This is a genomic window from Micromonospora sp. NPDC003816 (assembly GCF_042874705.1).
In the GTDB taxonomy this organism is placed as follows: Bacteria; Actinomycetota; Actinomycetes; order Mycobacteriales; family Micromonosporaceae; genus Micromonospora.
Genome location: NZ_JBIANP010000002.1, coordinates 853933 through 869548, shown reverse-complemented (window position 1 = coordinate 869548; position 15616 = coordinate 853933). Strand labels below are relative to the sequence as shown.

At 72.3% G+C, this 15616-nt stretch carries 17 protein-coding genes; 4 read left to right on the top strand and 13 right to left on the bottom strand.

Annotation, left to right across the window (positions count from 1 at the left end):
• Positions 1-4 precede the first annotated feature (4 nt).
• The 11 genes from ACFYTT_RS09850 to ACFYTT_RS09800 all read right to left on the bottom strand — a co-directional run bounded on the left by ACFYTT_RS09850 (position 5) and on the right by ACFYTT_RS09800 (position 7868).
• Positions 5-430 (bottom strand): pilus assembly protein TadG-related protein, encoded by a 426-nt coding sequence (locus tag ACFYTT_RS09850; protein WP_131054669.1) that lies wholly within the window; start codon positions 428-430, stop codon positions 5-7.
• Entirely contained in the window at positions 427-879 is a 453-nt protein-coding gene (locus tag ACFYTT_RS09845) for a TadE/TadG family type IV pilus assembly protein (RefSeq protein WP_387258457.1), read from the bottom strand. Before ACFYTT_RS09845 ends, ACFYTT_RS09850 begins: the two co-directional genes overlap by 4 nt.
• Positions 876-1286, bottom strand: a complete 411-nt coding sequence (locus tag ACFYTT_RS09840) for a TadE/TadG family type IV pilus assembly protein (protein ID WP_131054671.1) — start codon at positions 1284-1286, stop codon at positions 876-878. The genes ACFYTT_RS09845 and ACFYTT_RS09840 overlap by 4 nt, the downstream gene beginning before the upstream one ends.
• A 32-nt stretch (positions 1287-1318) precedes the next feature.
• Positions 1319-1546, bottom strand: a complete 228-nt coding sequence (locus ACFYTT_RS09835; protein WP_131054672.1) for a hypothetical protein — start codon at positions 1544-1546, stop codon at positions 1319-1321.
• Between the two features lie 28 nt (positions 1547-1574).
• Complete coding sequence (locus tag ACFYTT_RS09830) at positions 1575-2438, bottom strand: type II secretion system F family protein (RefSeq protein ID WP_176092276.1); 864 nt, start codon at positions 2436-2438, stop codon at positions 1575-1577.
• On the bottom strand, positions 2435-3337 hold the full coding sequence (locus tag ACFYTT_RS09825; protein WP_131057675.1) for a type II secretion system F family protein: 903 nt from the start codon (positions 3335-3337) through the stop codon (positions 2435-2437). The genes ACFYTT_RS09830 and ACFYTT_RS09825 overlap by 4 nt, the downstream gene beginning before the upstream one ends.
• 3 nt (positions 3338-3340) lie before the next feature.
• A complete protein-coding gene (locus tag ACFYTT_RS09820; protein WP_357214627.1) occupies positions 3341-4870 on the bottom strand; it encodes a CpaF/VirB11 family protein in 1530 nt (509 codons plus the stop codon).
• Complete coding sequence (locus ACFYTT_RS09815) at positions 4860-5660, bottom strand: ParA family protein (protein ID WP_131056961.1); 801 nt, start codon at positions 5658-5660, stop codon at positions 4860-4862. Before ACFYTT_RS09815 ends, ACFYTT_RS09820 begins: the two co-directional genes overlap by 11 nt.
• 2 nt (positions 5661-5662) lie before the next feature.
• The gene (locus ACFYTT_RS09810) at positions 5663-6331 is read right to left on the bottom strand and encodes an SAF domain-containing protein (protein WP_131056960.1); all 669 of its coding nucleotides are present in this window, start codon (positions 6329-6331) and stop codon (positions 5663-5665) included.
• Positions 6328-7230, bottom strand: a complete 903-nt coding sequence (locus ACFYTT_RS09805) for a hypothetical protein (RefSeq protein ID WP_387258673.1) — start codon at positions 7228-7230, stop codon at positions 6328-6330. Before ACFYTT_RS09805 ends, ACFYTT_RS09810 begins: the two co-directional genes overlap by 4 nt.
• Positions 7231-7295: 65 nt before the next feature.
• Entirely contained in the window at positions 7296-7868 is a 573-nt protein-coding gene (locus tag ACFYTT_RS09800; RefSeq protein ID WP_176092278.1) for a hypothetical protein, read from the bottom strand.
• A 728-nt stretch (positions 7869-8596) separates the two neighbouring features.
• Here ACFYTT_RS09800 and ACFYTT_RS09795 point away from each other — a divergent pair.
• Both ACFYTT_RS09795 and ACFYTT_RS09790 read left to right on the top strand, forming a co-directional pair.
• Positions 8597-9277, top strand: coding sequence for a prepilin peptidase (locus ACFYTT_RS09795; protein WP_387258671.1), 681 nt, complete (start codon positions 8597-8599; stop codon positions 9275-9277).
• An 82-nt stretch (positions 9278-9359) separates the two neighbouring features.
• Complete coding sequence (locus tag ACFYTT_RS09790) at positions 9360-11744, top strand: glycoside hydrolase family 65 protein (RefSeq protein WP_387258453.1); 2385 nt, start codon at positions 9360-9362, stop codon at positions 11742-11744.
• A 61-nt stretch (positions 11745-11805) separates the two neighbouring features.
• On the opposite strand, the gene ACFYTT_RS09785 is transcribed toward ACFYTT_RS09790, so the two are convergent.
• Together ACFYTT_RS09785 and ACFYTT_RS09780 are read right to left on the bottom strand one after the other, a co-directional pair.
• Positions 11806-12258 carry a hypothetical protein gene (locus ACFYTT_RS09785; protein ID WP_176092281.1) on the bottom strand — a complete coding sequence of 151 codons (453 nt, stop codon included), beginning with the start codon at positions 12256-12258 and terminating at the stop codon, positions 11806-11808.
• A gap of 309 nt (positions 12259-12567) precedes the next feature.
• Entirely contained in the window at positions 12568-13326 is a 759-nt protein-coding gene (locus ACFYTT_RS09780; protein ID WP_387258451.1) for a hypothetical protein, read from the bottom strand.
• 498 nt (positions 13327-13824) lie between these two features.
• On the opposite strand from ACFYTT_RS09780, the gene ACFYTT_RS09775 reads away from it, so the two are divergent.
• Together ACFYTT_RS09775 and ACFYTT_RS09770 are read left to right on the top strand one after the other, a co-directional pair.
• Entirely contained in the window at positions 13825-14910 is a 1086-nt protein-coding gene (locus ACFYTT_RS09775; protein WP_387258449.1) for a sensor histidine kinase, read from the top strand.
• Positions 14907-15581 (top strand): response regulator transcription factor, encoded by a 675-nt coding sequence (locus ACFYTT_RS09770; RefSeq protein ID WP_176092284.1) that lies wholly within the window; start codon positions 14907-14909, stop codon positions 15579-15581. Before ACFYTT_RS09775 ends, ACFYTT_RS09770 begins: the two co-directional genes overlap by 4 nt.
• Positions 15582-15616: the final 35 nt, after the last annotated feature.

Genomic DNA, 15616 nt, shown 5'->3' with positions numbered 1-15616 from the left:
TTCCCTAGGGAGCCCCGGTCAGCGCCCGCGCGGTCGCCTCACCGGAGACGGTGACGGTGTTGGAGAAGCCGAAGAGGCCGAGCATCGCCCGGCGGTAGGTGACGGACACCCGTACCCGGATGACGGTCTCGCCGTCGACCACCGGGAAGGTCACGTCGTGGCCGGTGGCCCCGGCGGCGGCGAGGTAGTCCGCGACGGCCGCGCGGGCCTCGGTCTGGTCGATGCGCTTCGGGCCGCCCTCGATGGCGGTCGCCCGGTCGATGGCCTGGCCACCGGTCCGGGCCGCCTCGGCGGCCAGGTTCTCGGCGCGTTGCAGTGTGCGGAGCTGACCGGCGCCGTCGAACGCCATGCCGATGATGCCGAGCACGCCGATCATCGCCACGGCGAGGAAGATGCTCACCCGCCCGGCGTCCCCGCGCCCGGCCGTCATCCCCGGCTCCGGTAACGGTCCAACGGCGAGGTGAACGAGGCGGTGACCCGGTTTCCGCTCGGCATCCTCAGAACGGAGATCCTGATGTCCTGGTAGGAGACGGTACAAGCGATCTGCACGGTGACCGTGGCGTCCTGCCCGACGGAGCTGCTGAAGGCTTGACCGAAGGTGGTGGACCGTCCGTCGACCGATCCGCTGAAGGTCACCTGCGGCTCGCCGGAGCAGGCCAACCCCCTCCAGTCGAGCTGGCTGCGGACCGCGTCGAGGGCCTCGGTGCGGGCGGTGCGGGCGTCGCGGGAGATGGAGGCCGCGCGGGCGGCGTCGTGTGCCGCCGCCTCCAGTGCCTCGCTGGCCACCGCGGTACGCCCGGCGACTCCGGCCAGCACCATCATGGCCAGGAACGCGGGTGCCAGGACGGCCACCTCGATCGAGACCGAGCCCCGGCTCATGGTGCGGTCCATCGTTCCGCCGTCCCGTGTGCGGTCTCTTCGATGGAGAAGCTGACTCCCGGCACCACCGACAGAGAGCGGCCGGTCACCGTGCACGTCACGTCGGTGGCCGAGGTGACGCAGCTCGGCCCTGGTTCGTCCCAGTCAACCAGCCAGCCACCGGCCTGGGTGAGGAAGCGCGCGGCGCGTTCCTCGCCGGCCCCGGCCGGAGCCTGGTGAAGCCGCTGTGCGTTGACTCCGCTCTGTGCCGCGTTGAGCGCGGTGGACCTGGCGACAAAGACGGCGGCCACCTGGATCGAGCCGAACAGCAGGATCAGGATCGCCGGTAGCGCCACCGCCAGCTCCACCGGGTTGCCGCCGCGTTCGCCGTCACCGGGCAGCCGAGGGTGCCGGATGGCCGTGACCATCCGGCACCCGGCGTAGCGGCGGCGGCGCATCGTCACGGTGCCGGCGGCCCGGGGATGCGGCCCATCCAGTTGTTGGCGGCGGTCAGGGCCGCTGCCGTGACCGCCAACGCCACCGTCACCAGGCCGAAGATGATCACGGCGGTCGGTACGGGGCTGTCGCCACGGTCCCCCCGCAGGTACACAAGCCGCGCCCGCAGCGCGGTCTGTACGTGGGTCAGCCGCACGCCCAGCGCGGCGTTCAGTTCGGTGAGGACGGACATCGGGGGCTCCTTCGGTTGAGGTCGAGTGCTAAAGGCGGGCGAGGAAGGGATAGATGGCGAAGCCGAGCAGGACGAAGACCAGCAGCGCGCCGGGAATGTCGAGCCGGCTGGTCACTCCCTCGGCCCGGGCCAGGTTGTCGGTGCGGATCTGGTCGCGCAGCGAGTCGGCGCGGCTGCGCAGGGTCTCGTGCACCTGGGCGCCCTCGCTGCCGGACGAGCGCATGATCGCGCCGACGTCGCCCAGCTCGGGGATGCCGATCCGGTCGGAGAGGCCGCGGAGTTCGTCCCAGGGCGAGTGCATCTGCATCTGGGCCATGCGCAGTGCCTCGGAGATCCGGTCGAAGACCCAGCCCTCACAGATGGCGGCGGCCCGCTCCAACGACTGCACCGGGCCGTGCGCGGCGGAGAGCTGCAACGCGACCAGATCCAGGTAGGTACAGACCGCCTGCCGGAACTCGTCCCGGGCCGCCTCCGCGCGGGCGATCATCGACCGGTGCGCGACCAGCGCGCAGAGCACTGCCAGACCGAGGCTGCCCAGCACCGGTACGGTCAGCGGCAGCGAGACGCCCACGGCCAACAGCGTGAAGCCGAGCAGGGCCGGTGCGGCGAGCCCGATCAACGCGGACAGCAGCATGGAGAGGGCGTACTGCTCGGGGGTGCGGTCGAGCAGGGCCAGTTGCCGGTGCGGCGGGCGCAGCCAGCGGGCCAGCCCGGTCAGCCAGTCCAGCCGGCGGTCGGCCGGACCGAGCCGGGTCGCGCCCGGCGGCTGGTGCAGTCGGCGCAGCGCCGGACCGAGCGCCGGGGTCGCCGGCACCAGCTCGCGCACGATCAGGTACACGCCCAGCCCGACCACGGCACCGCTGAGCACCGCGATGGTGAGGTGCAGGTTCACGCCACCACCTCCCGGGGATCGGGGGCGGGCAGGAAGCGGGCCGGTCGGGGCGGCTGACTCATCGAGCGCACCCAGGCCAGCAGGCCGACGAAGGCAGCGCCGAGCACCGCCATCACCACCTGGCCGAACGGCGTGTCGTACGGCTGCACGTATTCGCGGTTGAGTAGCCCGTACCCGATGGTGGCCAGGGTCATCCCGGTCAGGAAGCGGACCGCGAACCGGGGTTGGGTGCGCTTGGCCTCGATCTCGCGTCTGGTGGCGACCTCGGCGGACGCCGCCGCGGCGATCGAGCCGAGGACGTCGCCGAGGCGTTCGCCCCGGTCGGTGAGGTGCAGGATGAGCGCCGCCACCACCTGGTCGCAGACCGGGTCGCCGATGTCGTCGGCGAACGCCAGCAGGGCGGAGCGGGCCAGCCACCCGGCCTGGAGCCGGGCGGCGAGCAGGCGTATCTCCTCCTGGATCTCCTCCGGTGCGGTGCCGACGGTGCCGATGATCGCCTGCTGGAGACCCTGCCCGGTGGAGGAGACGTCCTTGAGGCGGCGGGTCCACTCGCCGACCGCCTCGATCCGCGCGATCGCCCGCCGTTCCGCCCGGCCGACCGAGAAGAGCCACGGCGTACCGGGCACCGCCACGGCGACCAGCAGCCCGACCACCGGTAGCCCGGTCACCAGGAAGGCCAGCGCGCCCGCGACCACCGCGCCGATCAGCAACGCCTGATGGGTCTGCTGTTCGCGCAGCGTGGTGCCGGAGCCACGCCACAGCCGGCTGAGTCCCGGGCCCGCGCCGGGTGCCGGGCCGGGCGGGCGACGCGTGCCGACCAGCGCGACGACCGTGAGCACCAGCCCGGCCACACAGGCCGCCCCGGAGACCACCGCGATGAGTTGGATGTTGTCGAGCACGGGTCACCGCCGCCCGAGTCGGGTCTGCTTGGGGCGTCGCCACGCGCCCTGGCCGGCCTCGATCCAGCGGCTGAGCAGCCGGGCGTCGTAGCCCACCCGCAGCAGTTGGCCACGGACCCGTTCCGGCAGGTGCCGGGGGACGGCCCGGCCGTCCGGGCCCGGTCCGAACACCTGGGTGGTGGTGATGCGGCTGCTCTCGCCGACGCCGAGCACCTCCTCGACGTGCGACACGAACCGGTGCTTGCGGCCACCGATCCCGGTCTCGTCCTCCACGTTGACATAGACGATGAGGTCGAGGGCGTTGCCGGCCATCCGGCGGGCCTGGTCGACGGTCATCTCGCGGCCGTGCGCCAGCGCCAACTCGATGATCCGCTCGCTCACCCCAGCGGGGGTACGCGCGTGGATCGTGCACATCGACCCCCGGCTGGTGGTCATCGCCTGGAGCATCGGCACGATCTCCCGGGACCGCACCTCGCCGACGATGATCCGCAGCACACCCATCCGGAGCGAGACCGGGATCAGGTCGGCGATGCTCACCTCGCCCGCCGGGCGGCCGTCCGGCCCGCGTTCGCCGTGCCCCTCCCGCGCCTCGAAGCTCATCACCGCACGGTGCCGCTGACCGCGCCGGGCCGGTAGCAACTCCCGGCTCTCCTCCAGCAGCACGTACGGCTCGTCCTGCGGGATCTCGCTCATCAGCGCCCGGATGACCGTGGTCTTACCGGCACCGGCCAGCCCGGCGACCATGATGTTCAGTCCGGCGCGCATGGACGCGCGGAGGAAGTCCCGCAGCAGCGGGTCGACCATCTCGTCCAGGTCACCCCGCGCCCCGGCCAGGTCGTCCAGGGTCACGTCGAGCGTGTTGTGCTTGCGGATGACCGCGTACGGGCGGTGGCTGACCAGGAACACGGCGGCCAACCGGCTGCCGTCGGGCAGTTGAAGGTCCAGGGTGGGCTTCGAGGTGGAGAGCGACCGCTCGGTGGCACCGGCCCGGCGGGCGGCCGCCTGGAGGATCTCCACCAGCTCGTCGTCGCTGTCCGCGATCGGGTCAGTCCAGTCCACGCCGCCGCCGTGCCGGGTGACGCGTACCTGGTCGCAGCCGAGGATGTGGACCTCCTCGATGCTGTCGTCGACGAGCAGCGTCTGGAGCCGACCGAGCCCGGCCAGTTCGGCGGTGACCTGGTCGAGCAGCAGCCGCTCCTCGCCCGCGGCCATCGGCGTACCGGCCCGGCGCACCGAGTCGGCGTACTCGGCGACCAGTTCGACCGCGAGCCGGGCCCGCTCGGTGTCCTCCTCGTCGACGCTGAACTCCCGGCCGCGCTGCCAGCGGGTGAGCCGCTCGCTCAGCTCCCGGCGCAACTCGCGGACGACCTGGAAGTCCACCCGGGGCCGGGGCGGTGGCTCGGGTGCCGTCGGCGCGACGGGCGGTGGCGTCGGCGGATGCTGCCGCCCGTTGACCGGCGGCAGCGGGGGCGCGATCGAGGTGGCGCCGGGTGGTAACCGGCGGGGGTCCGACGAGACCGGCTCAAATCGCATCCGGCACCCCCTGGGGCACCGGCCACGCCAATCGGGCCCGTCGCCGCTCCAGCAGCGCGCCGACCGGCACCTCGAGGCCCCGGGCCGCGCGCAGCAGCGGCCGGGACGCCCGTACGGTGCCGCCCAGGCTGAGCACCTCGGCGGTACGCGGATCGTGCGGCAACCGGGCGATGACCGGTGTGTGCAACGCCTTGCTGACCTCGGTCTTGCCGTGGCCACCCCCGACCAGCAGCAGCCGGAGCGTGCCGGGCTGCACCCGGTGTTCGGCGAAGTCCCGTTCGATGGTCTGGAGCATCGCGCGGGTGCCGGAGAGGTCGGGCAGTTGTGCCCGGCTCACCACCAGCACCACCGACGCGGCACGCAGCAGCGGCCACGGGGTGCCGACCACGTGCAGCCGTCCACAGTCGACAAGCACGTCGTACGGCGGGTCGCCGTGCTCCAGCCCGCCGAAGTAGTCGGCGAACCGCTGCCAGAGCGGGATGACGCTGCCGGCCTGGGCCGGGTCGACGACGCCGGGCAGCAGCAGCCGCTCGCGTCGGGGTGCGTCCAGGTCGACGAGTTGCGACCAGAACGTCGACTCCAGGCTGCCGTCACGCAGCTCGCCGACGGCCAGTTCGCCGATGCCCCGGGGGCCGTCGAGCGCACCGCCGAGGTAGCCGGCGAGCACCGAGCCGCCGGCCGGGTCGCACTCGGCCAGCACCAGCCGTCGATGCCAGCTCAACGCGCAGGCCAACGCGGTGGTGGTCACCCCCGGCGAGCCCTTGGCCGAGACCAGAGCGATGATCGCCATGCTCAGGCCGCCTTGGTCAGCACGACCGCGATCCGATCCTGGGCGGCCAGCGCCACCACCGCCGGTACGTCCCGAACGGCGAGTGCCAGATAGACCACGACCTCGTCCCGGCCCTCGGTGCTGACCGCGTCGGTGACGGTGGCGGTGAACCGGGTGGCGCTCGACGACGAGCCGCCGCTGCTGTTGCCGTCGTTGTTCGGGGTGCTCACCAGCAGGACCTGGTCGCCGGGGCGGAGCTTCGGCGCGGGGACCTGGGCCGCGCGCAGCCCGAGGGCGAGCTGCTGCTGCCCGGGGCCGAGCAGCGGGTCGTCGGTGAGCTGGGCCATGGTCAGCAGCGTCCCCGGGGCGAGCGAGACGGCGGCCCGCATCCCGATCACCTCGGCGAGCCGGCCGGACGGCACCGGGTCGAGCCCCTGTCCACCGGCCACCTGCACGGCCACCAGGTCGTCCGCGCCGATCACGCTGCCCACCTCGACGGTCTGCGCCACGGCCAGGTAACTGCCGGTGGCGCGGACCGAGGTGATCGCGAAGGCCGAACCCAGCCCGCCGAGGGCGATCAGCAGGACGGCCAGGCCGAGCAGGCCGGGGCGTACCCGGCGCTGCCGGACCACCCGGGGTGGGGCGACCGGCGCGTCCACCGAAGGGTTGCCGTTGCGGGTCGCCACGCTCATCGGGTCACCACCTGAAGCTCGTTGATCTGGATCTCGACCACACCGGTGGTGCGGGTGACGCCGGGGATGGTGCCGCTCCGGTCGCCGCCTTGCCACGTGACGTTCCAGTGCGTCGTCGCCTGCACCTCGTACGTGTCGGCTTTCGGGTAGCCGCTGTGGTAGCCGCAGTCGGGGGACTGCTTGCCGGCGTGCCGGCCGCCCCGGTCGTACGCGGTGCCCGGTCCGCCGCAGGTGACCTCGACGCCGTTGCCCATGTCCCAGACGACCCTGTCGACCTCGGCGCGGATGTTCACCGTCAGGCCCCGGTCCGAGGCGGAGGCGGTCAGCGGGCCGAACTGGTTGGGGCCGCGTTCCGCCCACATCCAGACCGGCAGGCCGACCAGGCCGGGGCCGATGCTCTTACGGGGGGCGACCCTGGCCCGGGGAGCGACGAGGCTGATCGAGGCGAACGCCCGGCGGGCCAACTCCTCCGGGTCCGGCGGGGCCCCGAAGCCGGGTGGCGCCTCCGGCAGTTGGACGGTCTCCACCGAGCCGAGGTCACCGCCGTTGCAGGCGCGGGTGTACCACAGGTACCCCTCGTCGGCCTCCGGCTGCGGCTCCGCGAGCTTGTAGTAGCAACCGTCGTTGCTGTTGAACCAGCCCAGATCGTCGTCGTAGCAGGGGATGGTGCGTCCGTTCCACTGGCAGACGCCACTGCCACCGCCCCCGTTGTTACCGCCGTTGTTGCCGCCGCCGCCGTTGTTGCCACCGTTGCCGGGGGTGCCGCGGTCGTCGTCCCAGACGTTGCAGTTCGGCTGGGCGGGCGGGCACTCGGCACCGGGGTCGGCGTGCGCCGGCACCCCCGGCCCGGTGGTCAGCAGCAGGGCCAGGGCGCTGCCGAGCAGCGCGCGGCGGACCAGCCGACCAGGGGACTGCGTAAGCCCGACGGACTTCCGGGTTCGGCGGCTCCTGCCGACTCGCGCGGTCAGCACGGCTGGTCCCGGTGGGCGGCACCGGCGCTGATCAGCCAGCGACCGTCGGGGTAGCGCATCGCGGTGGCGGTGGCCAGGTGCCGGGAGCCCCGGGTCCCGGGCACCGTCTTCTTCCCGTCGGAGCGGTAGACCAGCCGGTAGCCGGTCGCGTCGAGGCAGTCCTGAATCTCCACGGTGGGTGGTGCGGCGTCCAGGTTGACCGAGATCACCGTGGGATCGGAGCGGATCGTGCCGACGCTGACCGCATCGTTGTCGCGGGCCTTGCGCAGACTCAGCCGGACCCGGGTCAGCAGCGGGTCACCGAGGAAGCGGGTCAACTCCGGGTGCTGCGGGTCGCTGTGCCGGCTCGCCGTACGGGAGGCGGTGAGATAGCCGGTGTAGGCCGCCAGCGCAGCCTTCTCGGCGGCCTTCTCCTCGGCCACCCGTTGCGCGTCGGTCGGTGTCCCGCGTCGCTCGGACGCTGTCGCGGTGGTCGCTTCCTGAGCGCCACCGCAGGCGGTGGTCGTGCCGACTGCCGCCACCGCGACCAGACCGGCCGTCCAGCGACTGAGCTGCCGTGCTCGCACCTTCGTGCCCTCCTCGGTGCTGATCCGGCGACCGCCGTCGCCGGCGTTTCCCAGGCGTGCGGTAGTGCGACCGGAGGGGCGTTCCCCGGTCCTGCCCGAATCGCAGCCGCATTTACCTGTTTGGATCTCTAGAAATGCACTGCCTGGCTGGTGATGCCCCCGTGGACATGGGTTGCGCCGCGTCCAAGGGGCGAGCATAAGCTGATGCCGGCCGATGCGACAGAGGCAATTCAACCGAACACGCTGAGTCATGGATGGTGGTGGTGTCGGGTGGTTACCGGTAGGTTGCGGGCGTCGGTCGCGACGCGCGGAGCGTCGGCCGGGCGCGGGCGATCGGCCACGCCCTTCCGTCGTTCGTGGAGCGGTCGATCAGCCGTTCGTCATGTGGCGGGAAATGGCATGTGGTCCGATCTGTCCCCGGTCATATCGGACCCGGGTTCGCGCCAATTGCATTCCATGGGAATTGCATCAGTCTCTCCCGCGCGTTTCGGCCGACACTCCGCGAGAGCCGGAGGAGTCCCGGCCCGACATTCGTGCCACCACCCGATCCGAGTGGACACACTACGGTCCGTGGTGGGCTCGACCGGGCAGTCTGCCGCATGAGCCGGCACGACCCGAGCCCACCGGTCCGCGACCGGGCACCGGCCGACCACCGGCCACCGTCGGACGCCTCCACCACCCGCCGGCCGGGCCCGCGCCTCCTGGCCGCGCTGGCGATCACCCCACTGATGCGGTACGCGATCGCGCGCTTCGCCGTACCCGCCGAGGTCGGTAGCCGGGCCGGCTGCGACGCCTGCGGCGCCCCGATCAGCCTGGCCCGGCCGTGGCCTGCGCTCGGGCCGACCGCTCGCTGCGCCGGATGCCGCGTGCGGGTCGGCGCGCCACCGGGCACCGTCGAGCTGGCCGCCGTGGGCGTCCTCGCCGTGCTGCTGCTGACCCGCCCGCCGGTCGCCGAACTGGCTGCCGCCGCGTGGTGGCTCGCCTTCGCGATCCCCCTGGTCTTCGTCGACCTCGCGGTGCACCGGCTGCCGGACCGGCTCACCTTGCCGGCCGCCGCCGGCACCTGGCTGCTGCTCGGCGTCGCCGCGCTGACCGGTGCCGGGGTCGCGCCCTGGTGGCGCGCCACCGCCGCCGGGCTCGGGCTGGCCCTCTTCTTCGCGGCCACCACGCTGCTGCTCGGTGCACGCGGATTCGGCATCGGCGACGCCAAGCTGGCGCTCGGCGCGGGCGCGTTGCTCGGCTGGTACGGCTGGAGCCTGCTCGTGACGGGACTGCTGCTCGCGCTGGTCCTCTCCGGCCTGGTGGCCTTGGTCCTGCTGGTCAGCGGCCGGGCCCGCTGGTCGAGCCACCTGCCGTTCGGGCCGTACCTGGTGCTCGGCACCCTGGGGGCGCTGCTGCTGGTGTGGTGAGTGGGCCGGCTCCTGGTGTGGTGCGGGGGCCGGCGGGGAAATGACGGTCCGCAGGGCTCGTCGTCGCACCCCAGGAGGCGCTGTGCAGAGCACCCCCGACCGGCCGTCATCGGCACCGGACGGCCGGTGGCGGATCGTCCGAACCCAGGACGACCTCGACCGGCTCGGCGAGACCGAATCGATCTTCGCGTTGAGCAACGGCTGGGTCGGCTGGCGCGGGACCCTGGACGAGGGCGACCCCTGCGAGATGCCGGGCAGCTACCTCAACGGGTTCCACGAGCGGCGGGCGCTCGACTACCCCGAGGACGGGTACGCCTTTCCGCAGCTCAGCGACACGCTGGTCAGCGTGCCGAACGCCACTCTCGTCCGGCTCTGGGTCGGCGGTGAACCGCTGGACGTCCGCACCGGCACGCTGCGCTCCCACGAGCAGGTGCTCGACCTGCGGGCCGGGGTGGTGGAGCGGGTCACCGAGTGGACCTCGCCCGCCGGGCACGGGGTGCGGGTCCGCAGCACCCGGCTGGTGTCGCTGCCGCGTCGCCGGGTGGCCGCCCTCGACTGGACGGTGGAACCTCTGGACGAGGCGGTCGAACTGCGGATCTGCGCGGACCTGCTGGCCAACGAGCGGGTTCCGGAACGCGACGACGACCCCCGGGCCGCGGCGACCATCCACGACCCGCTGGTCGCCGAGCATCACCACGCCGACGGCACCGACGGCGTCCTGGTGCACCGCACCGAGCACAGTGACCAGCGGATCGCCGTCGCCGTGGCACACCGGTTGTCAGCCCCCGACGAGATCGCCACCAGCACCGACGTCACCGAGGACCGGATCCGGCTCACCCTCACCGGGACGGTCGCGCCCGGTGGGCGGGTACGCCTCACCAAGTACGCGGCGTACGAGTGGGTGCCGGTCGACGGCACCGACGCCGAGGAACTCGCCGACCAGGTGACCGCCGAGGCGGACGCCGCCCGTGCGGCGGGCTTCGACAGCCTGCTCGCCGACCAGCGGGCCGCCCTCGACACCGCGTGGCAGACCGCCGACGTGGTGCTCGACGGCGACGAGGAACTGCAACAGGCCATCCGGTTCGCCATGTTCCATCTGATCCAGGCGGGCCGGCCGGACGGTGCGTTGAGCATCCCGGCCAAGGGGCTGACCGGCAACGGATACGACGGACACGTGCTCTGGGACACCGAGCAGTACGTGCTGCCGGTGCTGACGTACGTCGCCCCCGGGGTGGCCCGCTCGGCCCTGCTCTGGCGGTACGCGCACCTGCCCCAGGCACGGGAACGCGCGGCGGAGCTGCGGCTGACCGGCGCCACCTTCCCGTGGCGGACCATCGGCGGCGAGGAGTGCTCCGGCTACTGGCCGGCCGGCACCGCCGGGCTGCACGTCAACGCCGACATCGCCGACGCGGTGCTGCGTCACGCCGCTGCCACCGGCGACGAGGAGTTCCGGGCCGGAGCCGGGCTGGAACTGCTGGTGGAGAGCGCCCGGCTGTGGCAGGGTTTCGGACACTTCACCGACGACGGCGGCTTCCACGTCTACGGCGTCACCGGCCCGGACGAGTACGCCGCACTCGTCGACGACAACGCCTTCACCAACCTGATGGCGCGGCGGAACCTGCGCGGTGCGGCGGACGCCGTCGAGCGCTATCCGGAGGCGGCCGATCGGCTGGGGGTGGACCCGTCCGAGGTGGCTGCTTGGCGGGCGGCGGCCGACGCGATGGTGCTGCCGTACGACGCCAAGCGCGGGGTGCACCAGCAGGCCGCCGGCTTCACCACCCAACCGGAGTGGAACTTCGACGACACCGGCGACGACGACTATCCGCTGCTGCTGAGCTTCCCCTACCTGGAGCTGTACCGTCGCCAGGTGGTCAAGCAGGCCGACCTGGTGCTGGCGATGCTGCGCTGCCCCGGGGAGTTCACCGCCGAGGAGAAGGCGGCCAACTTCGCCTACTACGAGGCGCGTACGGTCCGGGACTCGTCGCTGTCCGCCGCGCCGCAGGCGGTGCTCGCCGCCGAACTGGGTCACCTCGACCTGGCGTACGACCTGTTCGCCGAGTCGGTGTTGCAGGACCTGTTGGACATCGGCGACAAGACGGGTGACGGATTGCACCTGGCGTCGCTGGGCGGCTCGTGGCTGGCCCTGGTGCAGGGCTTCGGCGGCATGCGCGACGACCGCGAGCTGCTCTCGTTCGATCCCCGGCTGCCGGACCGGATCGACCGGCTCGCGTTCAGCCTCTGCTGGCACGGGCACCGGCTGCTGGTCACCCTCACCGCCGACGAGGCCCGCTACGAGTTGCCCGACGCTCCCGCCGACGCCGCCGTCGAGCTGTGGCACCACGGCGAGCAGGTGCGGGTGGTCGCCGGTTCCCCGGCCCGCCGGCCGATGCCGACGGTGCCTGACTTCGGCGACGAGCCGACCGCACCTCCGGGCCGCCGACCCGCCCGCCGCGCCGCCGCCGACTGAGGCGCACCGAGGTAAGGAGGGGTCCCCTGCTATGCACGAGGCGTTAGCAGGGGACCCCTCCTTACCTGCCGGTCATGCGCTGCCGTACGGCGGCCAGCTCGTCGAAGGCGTACGCCCAGTTGTGGCACTTGAAGCTGCGTAGTCCGTCGATCGGCGAGCGGCAGTCGGTGCAGCGGACGCCGGCGATGGCGGCGGGCAGGCCGGTGTTGACGTACCGGCGGTCGCCGAGGATCACGGTGGCGATCATCGCCGGATCGTGGACGCCCTTCAGCGCCGAGGCGACGATGTCGTACCAGGTGATCCGGCGACCGCAGGTGGGACAGTCCGGGTGGTCGCCGCTGACCCAGAGCGGTGCGCCGATGGTGCGCGGCGGCATACCGAGCAGCTTCTCGATCCGCCGGACGTCGGCTTCCGGGGTGGTCCACCGATGCCGGCCGGGCAGCGACGCGGGTGAGTCGTAGACGGCCTGGAACAACGTGGGGTCGACCTCCACGGTCTCGCGTTCACTGGTCATCGGCGTCCCTTCCGGTGGTCGGCGCCCCCACCGTGGTGGCCGGCGGGCGGCGGGCACAACCGGATCAACGACACGGCGGCCCGGCCGGTCCGCGCGTCGGCGCGCCGCCGGCCGGACGTCTGCGGACGATGCGTCGCCTGGCCGCCCGCGCGGTGATGCTGCGCCACCCGTGGGCGCCCGGCCTGCTCGGCTCCCGCCCGACCGTGCCGTCCGGGGTGTACGCCTACTACGACCAGATCATCGCGACGTTGCGCGACGGCGGATTCTCGTACCGCATCGCCCATGCACGCGTTCGGCAGTCTCGCGCGGTCAGAGCGGTAGCAGGCCCTCGGCCAGGCTCCGCTTCACCTGCCACTCGCCCTCCGACCCGGTGGGCCAGGGAAAGCCGCCGCTGCCGAAGACCTGGTTCAGGTAGGCGACGAACGAGGTGGTCGTCTCCCCGACGAACAACCCGTCCACGCACCCGTCGGGCAGCACGAAGCCGTACGGCCCGCCACCGCTGGTGTTCTCCTTGTGCAGCCGGTCCGGCGCGACCGGGAGCACGAACACCCCCGGGTCCTCGTCGGTCGCCTTCTCCTCCTGCCAGTCGGCCCATTCCTCGTCGTAGTAGTCGCGCAGGGACGGTCCGTCCGGGTGGCGGGATCCCTCCAGCTCGATCACCAGCGGGTCGGCCGACGCCGAGGTGGGCCACTCCGGATGTGTGCCGACCAGCCAGACGTCGCCCACCAGCCGCACCCAGGAGCAGAGCGTCATCGGCACCGCGCCGAACCGGTCCCGCAGCCAGCCGGCGTACGCGTCGGCCTGCGCGGTCGGCGGGGCGTACGGGCACGACACCGGCGTCTCCTCGTCGTCGTTCTCGTGGAACCGGTAGCCGGCGGCGGTCAGCCGCGCCACCACGACCTCGACGTTCTGCCGGGCCCGACGGGCCATCTCGTCACAGACCGACTGCGCCTCCTCGACCAGCTCGGGGTGGAGCCGGATCGCGCTGCCCCACTGGTGCAGCTCGTGCCAGACCTGTTCCCGTTGGCCCCTGCGGTAGCGGCTGAGCCACTGCGGCGACGAGTTCATGGCCGCAGCATGGCGTACGCCTGCGACAGTCCGTCGGCTCGGCGCGCCGTGTGGCGGAACTCGCCGTCCACAAGGGACGAAAGGCGGTGCGCCGCCGGGATCGTCGGGCACCCGGCTCCCCCTTTCGGCCAATCAATGTTCACCGTTCGACGAAGGCCGATCATCAATTTGATCGATCACTTCTCGGGTCGCACGCATCGGTTTCCGAATATCTGCCGACCGGTCGGTCCAAAACGGTCTTATCGTCGCTGAGTTCGGCGTTCGGGAATCCGCTTTCCGGCCAGCCGTCCGCAGTGGTTCGTCGCGGCGGGGTGGTCGACGGGCGCGCGGCATCGGTGACGGTGGGCCCGCATCTTGCTTGCTGTGACCCATCTCTCCTGTTAGAGTGATCGCCTCGGGAGCGCTCCCACGAAACACGCCGGTAATCGGATCCACCGCGGGGACACGTAACAGGAATATTTGTGGGCCTAATTAGTGGAATCGAATACAGGGAAGCACGTGGGTTATCAGAAAAGTACGCACGACGGGCTGGCCGACGAGATCTTTCGGGAGCATCACCGGCGTCTGGAGTCGGCCTCGATCGCGCTGACCCGTAATGCTCCGGTCCTCGGTCAGTTGCGGCGCAACGTCCACGCGATCGTCACCGACGTGGCGGAGCAATTCGACCTGCCGGCGTCGGCGTTCGACCCGTCCGCCGACGTCGACGGGATCGACGAAGTGGTCGACCACGCGCTGCTGCCCACCGAGATCGGCGTGGACCGGGCGCTGCGCAACATCCACCCGATCGAGTCGCTACGGGCCGCCGCGCTGCTCTTCGAGGTCGCGCTGCCGATCATCCTGCGCCGGTACGTCGTCACCGATCCGGCCCGGGTCGCGGCCATCGCCCTCGCCCTGCACGACGCCATCTCCCGGCGGGTGTCGCTCTCCTCGCTGGCCTACGTGAACTACCTGATCGAGAAGTTGCAGGCCTCGCGCCGCGAGGAGCGCCGCCGGATCGCCCGCGACCTGCACGACCGGCTCGGTCACTCGATCGGCCTCGCCCTGCAGAACCTCGACCTGTCCCGCCACTACGGCACCCACGACCGGCCCCGGGCCGACGCCAAGGTCGGCGCGGCGATGCACGAGATGAGGGAGGCGCTGCAGACCGTGCAGGAGCTGACCGCCGAACTGCGCCGCTCGTTCGGCGCGGACGGCATCGAGCCGGCCCTGCGCGGTTACCTCTCGGCCAGCGTGCCGGCCACCATCTCGACCGGGCTGACCGTCACCGGCGACGTCAAGGTCATGCCCCGCGAGGTCGGTGAGGAGCTGTACCTCATCCTGCGCGAGGCCGCCCGCAACGCGGTGCGGCACGGCGAGGCCACCGAGCTGCGCATCACGATCGTCGCCACGGAGGACGCGATCAACGCCGAGGTGATCGACGACGGTCGTGGCTTCGACCTGATCGACGCCCAGACCGCCGGTTTCGGGCTCCGGTCCATGGCCGAGCGCGCCGACCTGCTCAACGGCAGGTTCACCATCACCTCCGCACCCGGCAGCGGCACCGTTGTCGCGGTCGAGGTGCCGCTCTACGGCCCGGAAGGATGAACACCCCGGACACCATCCGCGTGGCGGTGGTGGACGACCACAACCTGTTCCGTGAGGGCCTCAAGGAGGTGCTCGGCACGGACCCGACCATCCGGATCGTCGGTGAGGGCGGCAGTGGCCCGGAGGCGGTCGAGCTGGTCGTCGCCCACCAGCCGGACGTGTTGCTGCTGGACGTGGAGATGCCCGGGGCGGGGGTCACGGAGACCATCCGGCAGGTGCTGCACCAGCGCCGGGAGGTGCAGATCATCGTGCTCACCATGCACGACGACGCCGAGTTGGTCCGTGAGGTGCTGGAGGCGGGCGCCAGCGCGTACATGTTGAAGACGATCCTGCGCGACGAGTTGCTGGCGGCGGTCCGGTCGGTGCGCCGCCCGTCGGCGAACGTCCTGCTGGCGGTCTCGCGCGGCACGGTCGAGCAACTGGACCGCCGCCCGCCCGGCTCGGGCGGACCGGGCACGGCGCTGACCCAGCGCGAGCGGGAGGTCCTGGTCCTCGCCGCGAGCGCGCTGAGCAACCAGCAGATCGCCTCCCGGCTGCGTATCACCGAGGCCACCGTGAAGCGGCACCTGACCAACGCGTACGCCAAGCTCAACGCCGTGTCCCGGGTGGACGCCATCCGCAAGGCGGTCGCCCGCCGGATCATCTCCGACGGGCAACGGCTCTCCCGCTGAACGGGCGGGACCGGCGACGGGACCGGCGGGCGGTC